At 58.3% G+C, this 19,742-nt stretch carries 17 protein-coding genes; all 17 read left to right on the plus strand.

Annotated elements, in window-relative coordinates; genetic code table 11:
* The first annotated feature begins 26 nt into the window (after positions 1-26).
* The 17 genes from ilvI to ftsA all read left to right on the plus strand — a co-directional run bounded on the left by ilvI (position 27) and on the right by ftsA (position 19,700).
* Complete coding sequence (ilvI, locus tag M2416_RS12555; protein WP_259224238.1) at positions 27-1,751, plus strand: acetolactate synthase 3 large subunit; 1,725 nt, start codon at positions 27-29, stop codon at positions 1,749-1,751.
* Between the two features lie 2 nt (positions 1,752-1,753).
* Positions 1,754-2,245 (plus strand): acetolactate synthase small subunit, encoded by a 492-nt coding sequence (ilvN, locus tag M2416_RS12560; RefSeq protein WP_041144039.1) that lies wholly within the window; start codon positions 1,754-1,756, stop codon positions 2,243-2,245.
* 181 nt (positions 2,246-2,426) lie between these two features.
* Positions 2,427-3,431: a catabolite repressor/activator gene (gene cra, locus M2416_RS12565; protein ID WP_041144040.1), complete on the plus strand. Its 1,005-nt coding sequence runs from the start codon at positions 2,427-2,429 to the stop codon at positions 3,429-3,431.
* Between the two features lie 640 nt (positions 3,432-4,071).
* A complete protein-coding gene (gene mraZ / locus M2416_RS12570; protein WP_041144041.1) occupies positions 4,072-4,530 on the plus strand; it encodes a division/cell wall cluster transcriptional repressor MraZ in 459 nt (152 codons plus the stop codon).
* Between the two features lies 1 nt (position 4,531).
* Positions 4,532-5,473, plus strand: coding sequence for a 16S rRNA (cytosine(1402)-N(4))-methyltransferase RsmH (rsmH, locus tag M2416_RS12575; protein WP_041144042.1), 942 nt, complete (start codon positions 4,532-4,534; stop codon positions 5,471-5,473).
* Positions 5,470-5,835 (plus strand): cell division protein FtsL, encoded by a 366-nt coding sequence (gene ftsL, locus M2416_RS12580; protein WP_004857854.1) that lies wholly within the window; start codon positions 5,470-5,472, stop codon positions 5,833-5,835. The genes rsmH and ftsL overlap by 4 nt, the downstream gene beginning before the upstream one ends.
* Positions 5,836-5,850: 15 nt before the next feature.
* The gene (locus M2416_RS12585) at positions 5,851-7,617 is read left to right on the plus strand and encodes a peptidoglycan glycosyltransferase FtsI (protein ID WP_041144043.1); all 1,767 of its coding nucleotides are present in this window, start codon (positions 5,851-5,853) and stop codon (positions 7,615-7,617) included.
* On the plus strand, positions 7,604-9,091 hold the full coding sequence (murE, locus tag M2416_RS12590) for a UDP-N-acetylmuramoyl-L-alanyl-D-glutamate--2,6-diaminopimelate ligase (RefSeq protein ID WP_076946394.1): 1,488 nt from the start codon (positions 7,604-7,606) through the stop codon (positions 9,089-9,091). Before M2416_RS12585 ends, murE begins: the two co-directional genes overlap by 14 nt.
* Positions 9,088-10,446: a UDP-N-acetylmuramoyl-tripeptide--D-alanyl-D-alanine ligase gene (gene murF / locus M2416_RS12595; protein ID WP_259224247.1), complete on the plus strand. Its 1,359-nt coding sequence runs from the start codon at positions 9,088-9,090 to the stop codon at positions 10,444-10,446. The genes murE and murF overlap by 4 nt, the downstream gene beginning before the upstream one ends.
* Positions 10,440-11,522 carry a phospho-N-acetylmuramoyl-pentapeptide-transferase gene (mraY, locus tag M2416_RS12600; RefSeq protein ID WP_041144046.1) on the plus strand — a complete coding sequence of 361 codons (1,083 nt, stop codon included), beginning with the start codon at positions 10,440-10,442 and terminating at the stop codon, positions 11,520-11,522. Before murF ends, mraY begins: the two co-directional genes overlap by 7 nt.
* A 2-nt stretch (positions 11,523-11,524) precedes the next feature.
* On the plus strand, positions 11,525-12,841 hold the full coding sequence (gene murD, locus M2416_RS12605) for a UDP-N-acetylmuramoyl-L-alanine--D-glutamate ligase (protein WP_076946391.1): 1,317 nt from the start codon (positions 11,525-11,527) through the stop codon (positions 12,839-12,841).
* A complete protein-coding gene (gene ftsW / locus M2416_RS12610; RefSeq protein WP_076946390.1) occupies positions 12,841-14,100 on the plus strand; it encodes a cell division protein FtsW in 1,260 nt (419 codons plus the stop codon). The genes murD and ftsW overlap by 1 nt, the downstream gene beginning before the upstream one ends.
* Complete coding sequence (murG, locus tag M2416_RS12615; RefSeq protein ID WP_041144049.1) at positions 14,097-15,167, plus strand: undecaprenyldiphospho-muramoylpentapeptide beta-N-acetylglucosaminyltransferase; 1,071 nt, start codon at positions 14,097-14,099, stop codon at positions 15,165-15,167. The genes ftsW and murG overlap by 4 nt, the downstream gene beginning before the upstream one ends.
* 47 nt (positions 15,168-15,214) lie before the next feature.
* The gene (murC, locus tag M2416_RS12620; protein ID WP_041144050.1) at positions 15,215-16,690 is read left to right on the plus strand and encodes a UDP-N-acetylmuramate--L-alanine ligase; all 1,476 of its coding nucleotides are present in this window, start codon (positions 15,215-15,217) and stop codon (positions 16,688-16,690) included.
* Entirely contained in the window at positions 16,683-17,603 is a 921-nt protein-coding gene (locus M2416_RS12625; RefSeq protein WP_259224249.1) for a D-alanine--D-alanine ligase, read from the plus strand. Before murC ends, M2416_RS12625 begins: the two co-directional genes overlap by 8 nt.
* A gap of 1 nt (position 17,604) precedes the next feature.
* Positions 17,605-18,441 (plus strand): cell division protein FtsQ, encoded by an 837-nt coding sequence (gene ftsQ, locus M2416_RS12630; RefSeq protein WP_041144052.1) that lies wholly within the window; start codon positions 17,605-17,607, stop codon positions 18,439-18,441.
* Positions 18,438-19,700 (plus strand): cell division protein FtsA, encoded by a 1,263-nt coding sequence (ftsA, locus tag M2416_RS12635; protein WP_004857881.1) that lies wholly within the window; start codon positions 18,438-18,440, stop codon positions 19,698-19,700. Before ftsQ ends, ftsA begins: the two co-directional genes overlap by 4 nt.
* Positions 19,701-19,742: the final 42 nt, after the last annotated feature.

The following is a 19,742-nucleotide window of genomic DNA, read 5'->3' on the forward strand; positions in this document are numbered from 1 at the left end:
AAAAACAATAAGCCGGGAGGCAAACCATGGAGATGTTGTCAGGAGCCGAGATGGTCGTCCAGTCGCTTGTCGATCAGGGCGTCAAGCAAGTATTCGGTTATCCCGGGGGGGCGGTCCTCGATATCTATGATGCGCTACATACCCTCGGCGGTATCGATCATATTTTGGTCCGCCACGAGCAGGCCGCGGTGCATATGGCGGACGGTCTCGCCCGCGCAACGGGCGAAGTCGGGGTCGTGCTGGTGACCTCCGGGCCCGGGGCCACGAACGCCATTACCGGCATTGCGACGGCTTACATGGACTCTATCCCCCTGGTAATCCTCTCCGGACAGGTGGCGACTTCCCTGATTGGTTACGATGCTTTCCAGGAGTGCGACATGGTCGGTATTTCCCGACCGGTGGTGAAGCACAGCTTCCTGGTTAAGCAAACTGAAGATATCCCCGGCGTCCTGAAGAAAGCTTTCTGGCTGGCAGCCAGCGGCCGTCCCGGCCCGGTTGTGGTCGATCTGCCGAAAGATATCCTTAACCCGGCGAACAAACTGCCGTACGTCTGGCCGGATGCGGTCAGCATGCGCTCCTATAACCCGACAACCAGCGGGCATAAAGGACAAATTAAACGCGCTCTGCAAACGCTGATCGCGGCCAAACATCCGGTGGTATACGTTGGCGGCGGGGCGATTAACGCCCAATGCGAAGCGCAGCTGTACAGCCTGGTGGAAAAACTGAATCTGCCGGTCGCGTCGTCGCTGATGGGGCTGGGCGCTTTCCCGGCCTCGCACCAGCAGGCGCTGGGCATGCTGGGCATGCACGGCACCTATGAAGCCAATATGACGATGCATCACTCCGACGTGATTTTCGCCGTTGGCGTGCGCTTTGACGATCGCACGACCAACAATCTGGCAAAATACTGCCCGAATGCCACGGTGCTGCATATCGACATCGATCCGACGTCAATTTCGAAAACGGTGCCGGCCGACGTGCCGATCGTTGGCGATGCCCGTCAGGTGCTGGAGCAGATGCTGGAGCTGCTGGAGCAGGAAGAGGCGCTGCAGCCGCTGGATGAGCTTCGCGACTGGTGGCAGCAGATCGAACAGTGGCGCGCTCGTCACTGCCTGCAATACGATACGCAAAGCGGCAAGATCAAACCGCAGGCGGTGATCGAGACTATCTGGCGTCTGACCAACGGGGATGCCTACGTCACCTCGGACGTCGGCCAGCATCAGATGTTTGCCGCGCTCTATTATCCCTTCGATAAGCCGAGACGCTGGATCAACTCCGGCGGCCTGGGCACGATGGGCTTCGGTCTGCCCGCGGCGCTCGGCGTGAAGATGGCGCTGCCGGATGAGACCGTTATTTGCGTCACCGGCGACGGCAGTATTCAGATGAATATCCAGGAGCTTTCCACCGCGCTGCAGTACGAACTGCCGGTTCTGGTGCTGAACCTGAATAACCGCTATCTCGGGATGGTAAAACAGTGGCAGGACATGATCTATTCCGGCCGCCACTCGCAGTCGTATATGGAGTCGCTCCCGGACTTTGTCCGCCTTGCAGAAGCGTATGGTCACGTAGGTATTCGCATTAACGAGCCGCAGGAGCTGGAGTCGAAGCTGACCGAAGCGCTGGAGCAGGTGCGTAATAATCGTCTGGTCTTCGTCGACGTAACGGTTGACGGCAGCGAGCACGTGTATCCGATGCATATCCGCGGCGGCGGGATGGACGAGATGTGGTTGAGCAAAACGGAGAGAACCTGATTATGCGCCGGATATTATCGGTATTACTGGAAAACGAATCGGGCGCCTTATCGCGCGTTATTGGTCTCTTTGCGCAGCGTGGGTATAACATTGAAAGCCTGACGGTGGCGCCCACCGATGACCCGACGCTCTCGCGAATGACGATTCAGACCGTGGGCGATGAGAAAGCGATTGAGCAGATCGAAAAGCAGCTGCATAAGCTGGTGGACGTGCTGCGCGTCAGCGAGCTCGGACAAAACTCGCACGTTGAGCGCGAGATTATGCTGGTGAAGGTGCAGGCAAGCGGTTTTGGCCGCGAGGAGGTCAAGCGCAACACCGAGATCTTCCGCGGGCAGATTATTGACGTCACCCCGTCTATCTACACCGTTCAGCTGGTTGGCACCAGCGATAAGCTGGATGCATTCATCGCCTCGCTGCGTGACGTTGCGAGAATCGTTGAAGTTGCTCGCTCGGGCGTCGTTGGCCTGTCGCGCGGCGACAAAATAATGCGCTGAGTCGCTGAAAATGAGCTAAAAATAGCCCGGCACAAACTGTCGGGCTATTTTTTTGCGAAATCGGTAGGAACTGGAGACAAAACCGGTTGCTGTGCTAACTGTTCTGCGTTTAGATGTTATGAAAATGAATCCATACCTGAAGAAAGGTTATGTTCTGTACTAAATTACCCAAGGGGCAATTGTGAAACTGGATGAAATCGCCCGGCTGGCCGGTGTTTCGCGAACCACCGCTAGCTATGTGATTAACGGTAAAGCGAAGCAGTACCGCGTGAGCGATAAAACGGTCGAAAAGGTGATGGCTGTGGTTCGTGAACACAACTATCACCCGAATGCGGTCGCTGCCGGCCTGCGTGCAGGACGCACGCGTTCTATTGGTCTGGTTATTCCGGATCTGGAAAACACCAGCTATACCCGCATTGCTAACTACCTCGAGCGGCAGGCGCGCCAGCGTGGCTATCAGCTGCTGATCGCCTGTTCGGAAGATCAGCCCGATAACGAGATGCGCTGCATTGAGCACCTGCTGCAGCGCCAGGTCGATGCGATTATCGTGTCGACCTCATTACCGCCCGAGCATCCGTTCTATCAGCGCTGGGCCAACGATCCGTTCCCGATAGTTGCGCTCGATCGCGCGCTCGATCGCGAACACTTCACCAGCGTTGTCGGCGCCGATCGCGACGATGCGGAAATGCTCGGCGCCGAGCTGCGTAAATTCCCCGGCGACAGCGTGCTGTATCTTGGCGCTTTGCCGGAGCTGTCGGTGAGCTTCCTGCGCGAGCAGGGCTTCCGGACCGCATGGCAGGACGATCCGCGTGAGGTGCAGTATCTCTACGCTAACAGCTACGAGCGCGAAGCGGCGGGTCAGCTGTTCGAAAAGTGGCTGGAAACCCATCCGATGCCGCAGGCGCTATTTACCACCTCGTTCCCGCTGCTGCAGGGCGTGATGGACGTGACGCTGCGTCGGGAAGGCAAGCTGCCCTCCGAGCTGGCGATTGCGACCTTCGGCGATAACGAACTGCTGGATTTCCTCCAGTGTCCGGTGCTGGCAGTGGCTCAGCGCCACCGCGACGTTGCCGAGCGCGTGCTGGAGATCGTCCTCGCCAGCCTCGACGAACCGCGCAAGCCAAAGCCTGGCCTAAGCCGGATTCGTCGGAATTTGTATCGCCGCGGGAGCCTGAACCGTCGTTGAATATTTCCGGCAGCAGGCTGCCGGGATAATTCTGCCGCCGCTCGCCAGACGGATGCACGTCTGGCGATAATCCATACAAATTGGCTTAAAAATGCAAAACTGAATATCTTTCAGACAAATCCCTAAACTTCTTTACGCATTATTTTGTTTTATTCTGGAGTAGGGGCTTTCTTGCACCTGATGGGTATAAGAAAAGATCTCCCGGTCGATATTTGTATTATTTTGTTACATTCACTGAGTTAATCGCTGAATTAACACTCATTTTATCGCAGACAATACCCCCAATCTTCGCCACCCCGCGACAAGAGAGCCTCTCCGCAGACATCAGGCACTGTTAACGGGCATCAGAATCGCCTAAAATGCCGCTCGCGTCGCAAACTGACACTTTATATTTTCCCGCCGAAGATATTTTGTTGCTTTTAACTGTTACGAATTTGTTGGTTGTTTTCTTACACGTATTCATAACGTTAATTTGCCTCGTTTGTTGATGATTTTATCATCAGGCCTAATATCGGCGGCAAATAATGGGTTTTTAAGCTTCGTTGGTATTCGTGCTGGCTTGACAAGCTTTTCCTCCGCTCCGTAAACTCCTTCTGGTGGGAATTTGTGGGTTAAAGTGGCGAAAAGGGGTGAGGCTGGCATGTTCCGTGGGGCAACGTTAGTCAATCTCGACAGCAAAGGCCGTCTGGCCGTACCGACGCGTTACCGCGACGGGCTGATTGAGAGCGCTTCCGGTCAATTGGTTTGCACCATTGACATTCATCACCCGTGCCTGCTGCTTTACCCCTTGCCTGAATGGGAAATCATCGAGCAAAAATTGTCGCGTTTGTCGAGCATGAACCCCGCTGAGCGGCGCGTACAGCGTCTGCTTCTGGGACATGCCAGCGAATGTCAGATGGATAATGCCGGGCGGCTCTTGATCGCTCCGGTGTTACGGCAGCATGCCGGGCTGACAAAAGAAGTGATGCTGGTCGGGCAGTTCAATAAGTTTGAGCTGTGGGATGAAACGACCTGGTATCAACGGGTCAAGGAAGATATCGACGCTGAGCAGTCCGCAACCGGGGAACTGCCGGAGCGACTGCAGGATTTGTCTTTATAAAATGATGGAAAATTTTAAACATACTTCGGTACTTCTGGATGAAGCCGTTAACGGCCTGAATATTCGCCCGGATGGTATCTACATTGATGGCACTTTTGGTCGCGGTGGCCACTCGCGTCTGATCCTCTCCCAGCTGGGAGCGGAAGGTCGTCTGTTGGCAATCGATCGCGATCCGCAGGCAATCGCCGTGGCGAAGACCATTGATGACCCCCGTTTTTCCATCGTACACGGACCTTTTTCTGCGCTTGCAGATTATGTTAGTGAGCGCGAACTGACGGGCAAGATCGACGGGATTCTTCTCGATCTTGGCGTTTCGTCGCCGCAGCTGGATGACGCGGAGCGCGGCTTCTCGTTTATGCGTGACGGTCCGCTGGATATGCGCATGGATCCGACGCGCGGCCAGTCGGCCGCCGAATGGCTGCAGACGGCCGAAGAGGCCGATATCGCCTGGGTGATTAAGACCTTTGGCGAAGAGCGCTTCGGTAAGCGCATCGCGCGCGCCATCGTCGAGCGTAACCGCATTGAGCCGATGACCCGCACCAAAGAGCTGGCGGAAGTGGTCACGGCGGCAACACCGGTGAAGGATAAGTTCAAACATCCCGCGACCCGTACCTTCCAGGCGGTGCGCATTTGGGTGAACAGTGAACTGGAGGAGATAGAGCAGGCGCTAAAAAGCTCGCTCAGCGTGCTGGCCCCGGGCGGGCGGCTTTCGATCATCAGTTTCCACTCGCTGGAAGACCGTATTGTGAAGCGCTTTATGCGCGAGCAAAGCCGCGGTCCGCAGGTTCCTGCAGGGCTACCGATGACCGAAGAGCAGCTCAGTAAACTGGGTGGCCGTGAGCTGCGAGCATTAGGCAAGTTGATGCCGGGCGAAGAAGAGGTGGCAGAGAATCCACGCGCCCGTAGTTCAGTTCTGCGCATTGCAGAGAGGACGAACGCATGATCGGCAGAGTGACAGAAGCCTTAAGCAAGGTTAAAGGATCGTTAGGAAGCAACGAGCGCCATGCCTTGCCTGGCGTGATCGGGGACGATCTTCTGCGGTTTGGGAAGCTGCCACTCTGTCTGTTCATTTGCATCATCATTACGGCGATTACGGTGGTTACGACGGCGCACCATACCCGTTTGTTAACCGCCCAGCGCGAGCAGTTAGTTCTGGAACGTGACGCGCTGGATATTGAATGGCGCAACCTGATCCTCGAAGAGAACGCCTTGGGCGATCACAGTCGGGTTGAGCGGATCGCGACCGAGAAGTTGCAGATGCAACACGTCGATCCATCACAAGAAAATATCGTTGTACAAAAATAAGGATTATTGCGACGCATGAAAGCAGCGCCGAAAACGCCAAGACCAAAACGTCAGGAAGAACAGGCCAACTTTATCAGTTGGCGTTTTGCGTTGCTGTGCGGCTGTATTCTGCTGGCTCTGACTTTCCTGCTGGGCCGCGTGGCGTGGCTGCAGGTTATCAGCCCGGACATGCTGGTGCGTCAGGGCGATATGCGCTCCCTGCGCGTACAGGAAGTGTCGACCGCGCGCGGGATGATTACCGACCGTTCGGGTCGTCCGCTGGCGGTGAGCGTGCCGGTGAAGGCGATCTGGGCCGATCCGAAAGAGCTGCACGATGCCGGCGGCGTCACCCTCGACAACCGCTGGAAAGCGCTGGCGGATGCGCTGAATATGCCGCTGGATCAGCTGGCGTCGCGCATCAATACCAACCCGAGAATGCGCTTTATCTATCTGGCTCGTCAGGTCAATCCTGATATGGCCGACTACATCAGAAAGCTCAAGCTGCCGGGGATCCACCTGCGCGAAGAGTCGCGCCGTTACTACCCGTCAGGCGAAGTCACCTCTCACCTTATCGGCTTTACCAACGTCGATAGCCAGGGCATTGAGGGCGTTGAGAAGAGCTTTGACAAATGGCTTACCGGCCAGCCGGGCGAGCGTATCGTGCGTAAAGACCGCTATGGCCGCGTCATCGAAGATATCTCTTCGACCGACAGCCAGGCCGCGCATAACCTCGCGCTGAGCATCGACGAGCGCCTGCAGGCGCTGGTTTATCGCGAACTGAACAACGCGGTGGCGTTTAACAAGGCGGAGTCGGGAAGCGCGGTGCTGGTTGATGTCAGCACCGGCGAAGTGCTGGCGATGGCCAACAGCCCGTCCTACAACCCGAATAATTTCTCCGGCACGGCAAAAGATATCATGCGTAACCGCGCCATCACCGACGTCTTCGAGCCGGGTTCCACGGTGAAGCCGATGGTGGTGATGACGGCGCTCCAGCGCGGGATCGTCAACGAAAATACCGTGCTGAATACCATTCCTTACCGTATTAACGGCCACGAAATCAAAGACGTGGCGCGCTATAGCGAATTGACCCTGACCGGGGTACTACAGAAGTCGAGTAACGTCGGTGTTTCCAAGCTGGCGTTAGCGATGCCGTCCTCAGCGTTAGTAGATACTTACTCACGTTTTGGGCTCGGAAAAGCGACCAATTTGGGGTTGGTCGGAGAACGCAGTGGCTTATACCCTCAAAAACAACGGTGGTCTGACATAGAGAGGGCCACCTTTTCTTTCGGCTATGGGCTAATGGTAACCCCGTTACAGTTAGCGCGAGTCTACGCAACGATCGGCAGCTACGGCGTGTATCGCCCGCTGTCGATTACCAAAGTTGATCCACCGGTTCCGGGCGAGCGAGTCTTCCCGGAACCTCTCGTTCGTACCGTTGTGCACATGATGGAAAGCGTGGCGCTGCCTGGCGGCGGCGGCGTGAAGGCGGCGATTAAGGGCTATCGCATCGCGATCAAAACCGGTACGGCGAAAAAAGTGGGGCCAGACGGCCGCTACATCAACAAATATATTGCTTACACCGCAGGCGTTGCGCCCGCCAGCCACCCGCGTTTCGCGCTGGTGGTGGTGATCAACGACCCGCAGGCGGGTAAATACTACGGCGGCGCCGTTTCCGCGCCGGTCTTCGGTGCCATCATGGGCGGCGTTCTGCGCACCATGAACATCGAACCGGATGCGCTGGCAACGGGCGAAAAAAGTGAATTTGTGATTAATCAAGGCGAGGGAACAGGTGGCAGATCGTAATTTGCGCGACCTTCTCGCTCCGTGGGTGCCAAATGCGCCGGAGCGAATTCTGCGAGAGATGACGCTGGACAGCCGGGTGGCTGCTTCCGGGGATCTCTTTATCGCGGTATTAGGTCATCAGGCGGACGGGCGTCGTTATATCCCGCAGGCGATAGCGCAAGGTGTTGCTGCCATTATAGCTGAGGCCAAAGATGAGGCTGGCGACGGTGAAATCCGTGAAATGCACGGCGTGCCGGTCATTTATCTTAGCCAGCTCAACGAGCGCCTGTCGGCGCTGGCCGGGCGTTTTTACCATCAGCCTTCGCAGCGGCTGCGCCTGATCGGCGTAACCGGGACCAACGGCAAAACCACCACCACTCAGCTGCTGGCGCAGTGGGGCAAGCTGCTCGGCGAAACCAGTGCGGTCATGGGTACGGTAGGCAACGGCCTGCTGGACAAGGTTATCCCGACGGAAAATACCACCGGCTCTGCGGTAGACGTTCAGCACGTACTGTCCGGTCTGGCGGGGCAGGGCGCGACCCTGGCGGCGATGGAGGTCTCTTCCCACGGCCTGGTTCAGCACCGCGTTGCCGCGCTGCAGTTTGCCGCCTCGGTCTTTACCAACCTGAGCCGCGATCACCTGGACTATCACGGTGATATGGCGCACTACGAAGCGGCGAAATGGCTGCTCTATTCCACCCACCACTGCGGTCAGGCGATCGTCAACGCCGATGATGAAGTGGGCCGCCGCTGGCTGGCGAAGCTGCCGGATGCGGTTGCGGTATCGATGGAAGACCATATTAACCCGAACTGTCACGGCCGCTGGCTGAAGGCAACCGCGGTGAGCTATCACGACAGCGGTGCGACCGTTCAGTTTGACTCCAGCTGGGGCAAGGGCGAAGTAGAGAGCCGCCTGATGGGCGCCTTTAACGTCAGCAACCTGCTGCTGGCGCTGGCTACCCTGCTGGCGCTGGGCTATCCGCTGGACGAGCTGCTGAAAACGGCTTCTCGTCTGCAGCCGGTTTGCGGGCGTATGGAAGTGTTTAGCGCGCCGGGCAAAGCGACCGTGGTGGTGGATTACGCCCATACGCCTGATGCGCTTGAAAAAGCGCTGCAGGCCGCGCGTCTGCACTGCAACGGCAAGCTGTGGTGCGTGTTTGGCTGCGGCGGCGATCGCGATAAGGGCAAACGTCCGCTGATGGGCGCTATCGCCGAAGAGTTCGCCGATATTGCCGTTGTCACCGACGATAACCCGCGTACCGAAGAGCCTCGCGCCATTATCAACGATATCCTGGCCGGCATGCTTGATGCCGGGCACGCGAAGGTGATGGAAGGTCGGGCGGAAGCGGTGACCAATGCCGTTATGCAGGCGAAAGAGGGTGACGTGGTGCTGGTCGCCGGTAAGGGCCACGAGGATTACCAGATTGTCGGCAATCGCCGCCTGGACTACTCCGATCGCGTGACCGTCGCGCGTTTACTGGGGACGGTAGCATGATCCGCTTTACGCTTTCTCAGCTTGCCGACATCGCCAGCGGCGAACTGCAGGGTAGCGATCTGACCATTGATGAGGTCACATCGGATACCCGCAAGATAACGGCGGGCTGCCTGTTTGTGGCCCTCAAGGGCGAGCGCTTTGACGCTCACGACTTTGCCGAACAGGCCAGGCAGGCCGGCGCCGGCGCGCTGCTGGTCAGCCGCAGGCTGGAGTGCGATTTACCCCAGGTGGTGGTGAACGATACCCGGCAGGCTTTCGGCGAGCTGGCGGCATGGGTTCGCCAGCAGGTACCGACCCGCGTGGTCGCGCTGACCGGCTCCTCCGGAAAAACCTCGGTGAAAGAGATGACCGCGGCAATCCTCGGGCAGTGCGGCACAACGCTGTATACCGCCGGCAACCTGAATAACGATATTGGCGTACCGATGACGCTGCTGCGCCTGACTCATGAGCACCGGTATGCGGTGATTGAGCTGGGTGCCAACCACCAGGGTGAAATTGCCTGGACCGTGAGTTTGACGCGTCCGGAAGCCGCGCTGGTGAACAACCTGGCCGCCGCGCACCTTGAGGGCTTTGGCTCGCTGGCGGGCGTGGCGAAGGCGAAAGGCGAAATCTTTACCGGCCTGCCGGCAAACGGCATCGCCATTCTCAATGCCGACAATAACGACTGGCTGAACTGGCAGAGCGTCATCGGCGATCGTAAGGTTTGGCGCTTCTCGCCTAACGCTGCCAACAGCGACTTTACGGCGACCAATATTCATGTCACCAGCCACGGCACGGAATTTACCCTGCAAACCCCGACCGGGAGCGCGGACGTGCTGCTGCCGCTGCCGGGCCGCCACAACATTGCCAACGCGCTGGCAGCCGCCTCGCTGGCAATGGCGGTCGGCGCTGATTTAGCTGCGGTGAAGGCCGGGCTGGCTCAGCTTACCGCGGTACCGGGGCGCCTGTTCCCGATCCGGCTTACGGAAAATCAGCTGCTGCTTGATGATTCCTATAACGCCAACGTCGGCTCGATGACCGCCGCGGTGCAGGTGCTGTCCGAAATGCCGGGCTACCGGGTGCTGGTGATCGGCGATATGGCCGAGCTCGGCGCGGAAAGCGCCGCCTGCCATCGCCAGGTGGGCGAAGCGGCGAAGGCGGCAGGACTCGACTGTGTACTGAGCGTCGGCGCGCTGAGCGCTGATATCAGCTCCGCCAGCGGCGTGGGTGAGCACTTTAGCGAGAAATCCGCGCTGGTGACTCGTCTGCGCGAGCTTATCGCAGAGCATAAAATTCTGACCATTTTAGTGAAGGGTTCACGTAGTGCCGCCATGGAAGAGGTAGTACGCGCATTACAGGAGAATGGAACATGTTAGTATGGCTGGCCGAACATTTGGTCAAATATTATTCAGGCTTTAACGTCTTTTCCTACCTGACGTTTCGCGCCATCGTCAGCCTGCTGACCGCGCTGTTCATCTCTTTGTGGATGGGCCCGCGTATGATCGCTCGTCTGCAAAAACTCGCTTTCGGCCAGGTTGTGCGCAACGACGGTCCGGAATCTCACTTCAGCAAACGCGGTACGCCGACCATGGGCGGGATCATGATCCTCACCGCGATTGTGGTATCGGTCCTGCTGTGGGCTTACCCCTCTAACCCGTACGTCTGGTGCGTGCTGACGGTGCTGATAGGCTACGGCATCATTGGCTTCGTTGATGACTATCGCAAAGTGGTGCGCAAAGACACCAAGGGCCTGATTGCCCGCTGGAAATACTTCTGGATGTCGGTGATTGCGCTGGGCGTTGCCTTTGCGCTCTATATGGCCGGGAAAGACACGCCGGCTACCCAACTGGTGGTGCCGTTCTTCAAGGACATCATGCCGCAGCTGGGGCTGCTGTACATTCTGCTGGCCTACTTCGTGATTGTCGGTACCGGCAACGCGGTTAACCTCACCGATGGCCTCGACGGCCTGGCGATTATGCCAACCGTGTTTGTGGCCGCCGGTTTTGCGCTGGTGGCGTGGGCGTCGGGCAACATGAACTTCGCCAACTACCTGCATATTCCCTATCTGCGTCACGCCGGCGAACTGGTTATCGTCTGTACGGCGATCGTCGGTGCGGGCCTTGGCTTCCTGTGGTTTAACACCTATCCGGCTCAGGTCTTTATGGGCGACGTGGGTTCACTGGCCCTCGGCGGCGCGCTGGGCATCATTGCCGTGCTGCTGCGTCAGGAATTCCTGCTGGTAATTATGGGTGGCGTTTTTGTTGTTGAGACCCTGTCGGTCATTCTGCAGGTCGGCTCCTTCAAGCTGCGCGGTCAGCGCATCTTCCGAATGGCGCCGATTCATCACCACTATGAACTGAAAGGCTGGCCGGAACCGCGCGTGATCGTGCGCTTCTGGATTATTTCGCTGATGCTGGTGCTGATTGGCCTGGCGACGCTGAAGGTACGTTAATCATGGCAGATTATCAGGGTAAGAAAGTCGTCATTATTGGGCTGGGTATGACCGGCCTGTCTTGCGTGGACTTTTTCATGGCCCGCGGCGTGACGCCGCGCGTCATGGATACTCGCGCTGCGCCTTCCGGCCTGGATAAGCTGCCGGAAGAAGTGGAGCGCTACGTTGGCGGCCTGAACGAGGATTGGCTGCTGGCGGCCGATCTGATCGTGGCAAGCCCGGGTATCGCCCTGGCGCATCCCTCTCTGAGCGCGGCGATGGACGCCGGCGTGGAAATCGTTGGCGACATCGAGCTGTTCTGCCGCGAGGCGCAGGCGCCGATTGTGGCGATTACCGGTTCAAACGGTAAAAGCACCGTCACCACCCTGGTGGGGGAAATGGCGAAAGCGGCCGGCGTAAACGTCGGCGTCGGCGGCAATATTGGCCTGCCGGCCCTGATGCTGCTGGATGCTGAGCGCGAGCTGTACGTTCTCGAACTTTCCAGCTTCCAGCTGGAAACCACCTCCAGCCTGCGGGCGGTTGCCGCGACGATCCTCAACGTGACCGAAGATCATATGGACCGCTATCCGCTTGGACTGCAGCAGTATCGGGCGGCCAAGCTGCGCGTTTATGAAAACGCGAAGAGCTGCATTGTGAATGCCGATGACGGATTGACGATGCCGGTGCGCGGCGCCGATGACCGCTGCATTAGCTTTGGCGTTGACGTCGGCGACTACCACCTTAACCGCCAGCAGGGAGAAACCTGGCTGCGGGTGAAGGGTGAGAAAGTGCTGAACGTCAAAGAGATGCCGATAACCGGCCAGCATAACTACAGCAACGCCCTGGCGGCGCTGGCGCTGGCGGATGCCGCGGGTCTGCCGCGAGCCAGCAGCCTCAAAGCGTTGACCACCTTTACCGGCCTGGCGCACCGTTTCCAGCTGGCGCTGGATCATAACGGCGTGCGCTGGATTAACGATTCCAAAGCCACCAACGTTGGCAGCACCGAAGCGGCGCTGAACGGCCTGCATCTGGACGGCACGCTCTATCTGCTGCTCGGCGGTGACGGCAAATCCGCTGATTTCACGCCGCTGAAGCGCTACCTGGCCGGCGATAATATCCGCCTCTACTGCTTCGGGCGCGATGGCGAGCAGCTGGCGGCGCTGCGCCCTGAAGCGGCGACGCAGACGGAAACTATGGAGCAGGCGATGCGTCAGATTGCGCCGCTGCTGAAGTCGGGCGATATGGTGCTGCTGTCGCCGGCGTGCGCCAGCCTCGATCAGTTTAAAAGCTTTGAGCAACGGGGGGATATCTTTACCCGCCTGGCGAAGGAGTTAGGCTGATGCGTCTCTCCCTCCCGCGCCTGAGAATGCCCCGACCGACGCTGCCGCGTTTCCCGGGGATGCGTATCTTCTCCTGGCTGTTTGCCGCGCTGAAGGGCTGGGTGATGGGCTCGCGGCAGAAAGATAACGACAGCCTGGTGATGTATGACCGGATGCTGCTGTGGCTGACGCTTGGCCTGGCTGCGGTCGGTTTCATCATGGTGACCTCGGCTTCGATGCCGGTGGGCCAGCGTCTGGCAAACGATCCGTTTTTGTTTGCCAAGCGCGACGGACTCTACATTCTGCTGGCGCTGGGGCTCGCGCTGGTGACCCTGCGCCTGCCGATGGAATTTTGGCAGCGGCACAGTACCGCGATGCTGATCGCCTCGATCGTGATGCTGCTGATCGTGCTGGTGGTCGGGAGCTCGGTAAACGGGGCATCGCGCTGGATTGCGCTGGGCCCGCTGCGTATTCAGCCCGCGGAGTTTACCAAGCTGTCGCTGTTCTGCTACATCGCCAACTACCTGGTGCGTAAGGGCGATGAGGTGCGTAATAACCTGCGCGGCTTCCTGAAACCGATGGGCGTAATTTTCGTGCTGGCGATCCTGCTGCTGGCGCAGCCGGACCTCGGAACGGTGGTTGTGCTGTTCGTGACGACTCTGGCGATGCTGTTCCTCGCCGGCGCCAAGCTGTGGCAGTTCATTGCCATTATCGGTATGGGGATCTCGGCGGTGGTGCTGCTGATCCTCGCCGAACCGTATCGTATTCGCCGCGTAACCTCCTTCTGGAATCCGTGGGAGGATCCGTTTGGCAGCGGCTACCAGCTGACCCAGTCGCTGATGGCCTTTGGCCGCGGCGAAATGTGGGGCCAGGGCTTAGGCAACTCGGTACAAAAACTGGAGTATTTACCGGAGGCGCACACTGACTTCATCTTCGCCATCATCGGCGAAGAACTCGGTTATATCGGTGTGGTACTGGCCCTTTTAATGGTATTCTTCGTCGCTTTTCGCGCCATGTCCATCGGCCGCAAAGCGCTGGAGATTGACCACCGTTTCTCCGGCTTTCTGGCCTGTGCGATCGGGATCTGGTTTAGCTTCCAGGCGCTGGTTAACGTCGGCGCGGCTGCGGGCATGCTGCCGACCAAGGGCCTGACGCTGCCGCTGATCAGCTACGGCGGCTCCAGCCTGCTGATTATGTCGACGGCCATCATGTTGCTGTTGCGTATTGATTATGAAACGCGTCTGGAAAAAGCCCAGGCGTTTACACGGGGTGTTCGATGAGCGGTCAGGAAAAGCGGTTAATGGTGATGGCGGGCGGTACCGGCGGGCACGTGTTCCCGGGACTGGCGGTCGCGCACCATTTAATGGACCAGGGCTGGCAGGTTCGCTGGCTGGGTACCGCCGATCGTATGGAAGCGGACTTAGTGCCTAAGCACGGTATTGAGATCGATTTTATCCGCATCTCCGGCCTGCGTGGCAAAGGCCTGAAGGCGCAGCTGCTGGCGCCGGTGCGTATTTTCAACGCCTGGCGTCAGGCGCGCGCGATTATGCAGCGTTTCAAGCCGGACGTTGTGCTGGGGATGGGCGGATACGTTTCCGGCCCCGGCGGACTGGCGGCATGGTCGCTGGGTATTCCGGTGGTGCTGCACGAACAGAATGGTATCGCCGGCCTGACCAATAAATGGCTGGCAAAAATTGCGAAGAAAGTGATGCAGGCGTTTCCCGGCGCGTTCCCCCACGCTGACGTGGTGGGCAACCCGGTGCGTACCGATGTGCTTGCGCTGCCTCTGCCGGAGCAGCGGCTGGTGGGGCGTCAGGGGCCGACCCGCGTTTTAGTGGTTGGCGGCTCGCAGGGCGCCCGCGTACTGAACCAGACTATGCCGCTGGTGGCCGGGAAGCTGAACGGCGCGGTCACCATCTGGCACCAGAGCGGCAAAGGCGCCCAGCAGACGGTACAGCAGGCGTACGCTGATGCCGGGCAGCCGCAGCATAAGGTGACCGAATTTATTGATGACATGGCGGCAGCATATGCCTGGGCCGACGTGGTGGTATGTCGTTCCGGCGCGCTGACGGTGAGCGAAATAGCCGCCGCAGGATTACCGGCGCTGTTTGTGCCGTTTCAGCACAAGGATCGTCAGCAGTACTGGAACGCGCTGCCGCTGGAGAAAGCGGGAGCCGCGAAAATTCTCGAACAGCCCCAGTTCACGGTGGATGCCGTGGCGCAAACCCTGGCCGGCTGGGATCGTGAAACGCTGCTGGATATGGCGGAACGAGCGCGTAGAGCCTCGATTCCGGATGCTACCGAGCGGGTAGCGGAAGAAGTGAGCGCCGCAGCACTGGCGCGCTAATCGCGGTGAATCTCACCGCCCGAATAGAGAAGTTGATGGCGTAAAGAATGAATACACAAGATTTGGCAAAACTGCGTTCCATAGTGCCCGAGATGCGTCGCGTCCGGCACATTCACTTTGTTGGCATTGGCGGTGCCGGTATGGGCGGTATTGCCGAAGTTTTGGCCAACGAAGGCTACCAGATTTCCGGCTCCGACCTGGCGCCGAATCCGGTTACGCAGCAGCTGGCTCAGCTTGGCGCCACTATCTATTTCAACCATCGCCCTGAAAACGTGCGCGATGCCAGCGTGGTGGTGGTTTCCAGCGCAATCTCTGCGGAAAACCCGGAGATTGTTGCCGCTCATGAAGCGCGTATTCCGGTTATCCGTCGCGCAGAGATGCTGGCGGAGCTGATGCGTTTTCGTCACGGCATCGCTATTGCCGGCACGCACGGTAAAACCACGACCACCGCGATGGTCTCGAGTATTTATGCGGAGGCCGGCCTCGATCCGACCTTCGTCAACGGTGGGCTGGTTAAGGCCGCTGGCGTGCACGCCCGTCTTGGGCACAGCCGCTATCTGATTGCGGAAGCGGATGAGAGCGACGCGTCGTTCCTGCATCTGCAGCCGATGGTGGCCATTGTGACCAATATCGAAGCCGATCACATGGATACCTACCACGGTGATTTTGAAAACCTGAAGCAGACGTTCGTTAACTTCCTGCACAACCTGCCGTTCTACGGACGCGCGGTGATGTGCGTGGACGATCCGGTCATTCGTGAACTGCTGCCGCGCGTTGGCCGCCAGACGACGACTTACGGGTTTAGCGACGATGCCGACGTGCGTATTGAAGAGTATCGCCAGCTTGGCGCTCAGGGCCATTTCCGCCTGGTGCGCCAGGACAAAGAGGTTATTCAGGTCACGCTAAACGCGCCGGGGCGCCATAATGCCCTGAATGCGGCGGCGGCCGTGGCGGTGGCGACGGAAGAGGGCATTGAAGACGACGCGATCCTGCGGGCGCTGGAAGCCTTCCAGGGCACCGGCCGTCGCTTTGATTTCCTCGGCGAATATCCGCTGGCTGAGGTCAACGGTAAAAGCGGCAGCGCGATGCTGATCGATGATTACGGCCATCATCCGACGGAAGTGGATGCAACCATCAAGGCGGCCCGCGCCGGCTGGCCGGATAAAAATCTGGTGATGCTGTTCCAGCCGCACCGCTTTACCCGTACGCGCGATCTGTACGACGATTTTGCCAACGTGCTGACCCAGGTCGACGCGCTGCTGATGCTGGACGTCTACTCCGCCGGTGAAGCGCCGATCCCGGGTGCCGATAGCCGCTCCCTGTGCCGCACAATTCGCGGCCGCGGCAAGGTGGACCCGATTCTGCTTTCCGACCCGGCCCAGGCGGCCGAGATGCTGGCGTCCGTGCTGACCGGGAACGACCTGGTGCTGGTGCAGGGCGCGGGGAATATCGGAAAAATTGCCCGCCACCTGGCTGAAATCAAACTCATGCCGCATAAAGCGGAGGAGGAGCGCCGTGGCTGATAAGATCGCGGTTCTTTTCGGCGGGACCTCCGCCGAGCGAGAGGTGTCGCTCAACTCCGGCGCGGCGGTGCTTGCCGGCCTGCGTGAGGCGGGCGTTGACGCTCATCCTGTCGATCCCCGTGATGTCGACATTACCCGGCTAAAGCAGCTGGGTTTTAAGAAAGCGTTTATTGCTTTGCACGGCCGCGGTGGGGAAGATGGAACGTTGCAGGGCCTGCTGGAGCTGATTCAGCTGCCTTATACCGGCAGCGGCGTGATGGCTTCGGCGATCTCAATGGATAAAGTGCGCAGTAAATTACTGTGGCAGGGCGCGGGCTTACCCGTTGCTCCCTGGGTGGCGCTGACCCGTTCGCAGTTCAACGCGGGCCTTACTGCGGAGGTCGCGCAGCAGATTACGGCGCTTGGGCTGCCGCTGATTATTAAGCCGAGCCGTGAAGGTTCAAGCGTCGGCATGTCGAAAGTTAGCGAAAGCTGTGAATTACACAATGCATTGGCGCTGGCTTTTCAGCATGATGATGAAGTTCTGATTGAGAAATGGCTCAGTGGACCGGAATTCACCGTTGCTATCGTCGATGAAGAAATTTTACCGTCAATTCGTATCCATGTGGCTGGAACCTTCTATGATTATGAAGCGAAGTATCTCTCTGATGAGACGCAATATTTCTGCCCAGGTTGTGAGGATCCTGCCCGCGAGTCAGAAATTCAGGCCCTGGTACTGAAAGCCTGGAATGTTCTCGGCTGTAACGGCTGGGGACGGATTGACGTCATGCTGGACAGCGATGGCCAGTTTTATCTGTTGGAAGCGAATACTTCTCCTGGCATGACCAGCCATAGCCTGGTGCCGATGGCGGCGCGTCAGGCGGGGATGAGCTTCTCACAGCTTGTTGTTCGAATTTTGGACCTGGCGGGGTGATATGTCGCAGGCTGCGCTGAATACGCGGAACCACGAAGAAGAAGAAGAAATGTCTTCTTCGCGCCGAAGTAATGGAACTCGACTGGCGGGGATTTTCTTCCTGCTGGCGGTGCTGTGTACCGTATTGGTCAGCGGGTGGATGGTTCTGGGCTGGATGGAAGACGCACAGCGTTTACCGCTGTCCAAGATGGTGGTAACCGGTGAGCGTCACTACACGCGTAATGACGATATTCGCCAGGCAATTCTGGCGCTGGGTTCTCCGGGAACCTTTATGACCCAGGATGTGAATATCATCCAAAGTCAGATTGAGCGCCTGCCGTGGATTAAACAGGCGAGCGTCAGAAAGCAGTGGCCGGACGAATTGAAGATTCATCTGGTTGAATATGTGCCGATTGCGCGTTGGAATGATCAGCATATGGTGGACGTAGAGGGTAATTCTTTCAGCGTCCCGGCGGATCGCACCAATAAACAGAATTTACCGATGCTGTATGGCCCGGAAGGCAGCGAGAACGAAGTGTTGCAAGGATATCGCGACATGGGGCAGGTGCTGGCAAAGGATAAATTCACGTTGAAAGTGGCGGCGATGACCGCGCGTCGCTCCTGGCAGCTGACGCTTAATAACGATATTAAGCTCAACCTTGGCCGAGGCGACACCATGAAACGTCTTCAGCGCTTTATGGAACTTTACCCGGTTCTTCAGCAGCAGGCGCAGACCGATGGCAAACGGATAAGCTACGTTGATTTGCGCTATGACTCGGGCGCGGCGGTAGGCTGGGTGCCTGCTCCCGCTGAGGAAACTAATCAACAACAGAATCAGGCACAGGCAGAACAACAATGATCAAGGCGACGGACAGAAAGCTGGTAGTTGGACTGGAGATTGGCACCGCGAAGGTTGCCGCTTTAGTAGGGGAAGTTCTGCCCGACGGCGTGGTTAATATCATTGGCGTGGGCAGCTGCCCATCGCGTGGTATGGATAAAGGCGGGGTTAACGACCTGGAATCCGTGGTGAAATGCGTACAGCGCGCCATTGACCAGGCCGAACTGATGGCTGATTGCCAGATTTCGTCAGTGTACCTGGCGCTTTCAGGTAAACATATTAGCTGTCAAAATGAAATTGGTATGGTGCCGATTTCAGAAGAAGAGGTGACGCTGGACGACGTTGAGAACGTGGTGCATACCGCCAAGTCGGTCCGCGTACGCGATGAGCATCGCGTACTGCACGTCATCCCGCAGGAGTACGCCATTGACTACCAGGAGGGGATTAAAAACCCGGTTGGCCTGTCTGGCGTCCGTATGCAGGCAAAAGTACATTTGATAACCTGCCATAACGATATGGCAAAAAATATTGTTAAAGCGGTGGAGCGCTGCGGTCTGAAAGTGGACCAGCTCATATTCGCCGGTTTAGCGGCCAGTTATTCGGTGTTGACGGAAGATGAACGTGAGCTGGGCGTCTGCGTTGTGGACATCGGCGGTGGTACAATGGATATCGCCGTGTATACCGGCGGCGCGCTGCGTCATACCAAAGTGATCCCGTACGCGGGCAACGTGGTGACCAGCGATATCGCCTACGCCTTCGGTACGCCGCCGAGCGATGCCGAAGCGATCAAGGTGCGCCACGGTTGCGCGCTGGGCTCAATCGTCGGTAAAGACGAAAACGTCGAAGTTCCGAGCGTAGGCGGACGCCCGCCGCGCAGCCTGCAGCGTCAGACGCTGGCAGAGGTTATTGAGCCGCGTTATACCGAACTGCTCAACCTGGTCAATGAAGAGATCCTGCAGCTGCAGGAGCAGCTCCGCCAGCAGGGCGTGAAGCACCATCTGGCGGCGGGGATTGTGTTAACCGGCGGCGCGGCGCAAATTGAAGGCCTTGCCGCCTGTGCGCAGCGGGTGTTCCATACGCAGGTGCGTATCGGTGCGCCGCTGAACATTACCGGTTTAACGGATTATGCCCAGGAGCCGTACTATTCAACGGCGGTTGGGTTGCTGCACTACGGGAAAGAGTCTCATCTTAGTGGTGAAGCAGAAGTGGAAAAACGCGTAACTGCATCAGTTGGCTCGTGGATTAAGCGACTAAATAGCTGGCTGCGAAAAGAGTTTTAATTTTTTAAGAGAACGCAGAAATTAGCGTTCTCAGGCGACAGG

This window comes from Klebsiella sp. BIGb0132 (assembly GCF_024810075.1).
Taxonomy (GTDB): Bacteria; Pseudomonadota; Gammaproteobacteria; order Enterobacterales; family Enterobacteriaceae; genus Klebsiella; species Klebsiella terrigena.

Coding starts and splice junctions, on each gene's coding strand:
- rsmH (WP_041144042.1), top strand. CDS start 4,532: ATGATGGAAAATTTTAAACATACTTCGGTACTTCTGGATGAAGCCGTT.
- murF (WP_259224247.1), top strand. CDS start 9,088: ATGATCCGCTTTACGCTTTCTCAGCTTGCCGACATCGCCAGCGGCGAA.
- murC (WP_041144050.1), top strand. CDS start 15,215: ATGAATACACAAGATTTGGCAAAACTGCGTTCCATAGTGCCCGAGATG.
- mraY (WP_041144046.1), top strand. CDS start 10,440: ATGTTAGTATGGCTGGCCGAACATTTGGTCAAATATTATTCAGGCTTT.
- ftsA (WP_004857881.1), top strand. CDS start 18,438: ATGATCAAGGCGACGGACAGAAAGCTGGTAGTTGGACTGGAGATTGGC.
- ilvN (WP_041144039.1), top strand. CDS start 1,754: ATGCGCCGGATATTATCGGTATTACTGGAAAACGAATCGGGCGCCTTA.
- murG (WP_041144049.1), top strand. CDS start 14,097: ATGAGCGGTCAGGAAAAGCGGTTAATGGTGATGGCGGGCGGTACCGGC.
- ftsL (WP_004857854.1), top strand. CDS start 5,470: ATGATCGGCAGAGTGACAGAAGCCTTAAGCAAGGTTAAAGGATCGTTA.
- M2416_RS12585 (WP_041144043.1), top strand. CDS start 5,851: ATGAAAGCAGCGCCGAAAACGCCAAGACCAAAACGTCAGGAAGAACAG.
- ftsQ (WP_041144052.1), top strand. CDS start 17,605: ATGTCGCAGGCTGCGCTGAATACGCGGAACCACGAAGAAGAAGAAGAA.
- murD (WP_076946391.1), top strand. CDS start 11,525: ATGGCAGATTATCAGGGTAAGAAAGTCGTCATTATTGGGCTGGGTATG.
- ilvI (WP_259224238.1), top strand. CDS start 27: ATGGAGATGTTGTCAGGAGCCGAGATGGTCGTCCAGTCGCTTGTCGAT.
- ftsW (WP_076946390.1), top strand. CDS start 12,841: ATGCGTCTCTCCCTCCCGCGCCTGAGAATGCCCCGACCGACGCTGCCG.
- mraZ (WP_041144041.1), top strand. CDS start 4,072: ATGTTCCGTGGGGCAACGTTAGTCAATCTCGACAGCAAAGGCCGTCTG.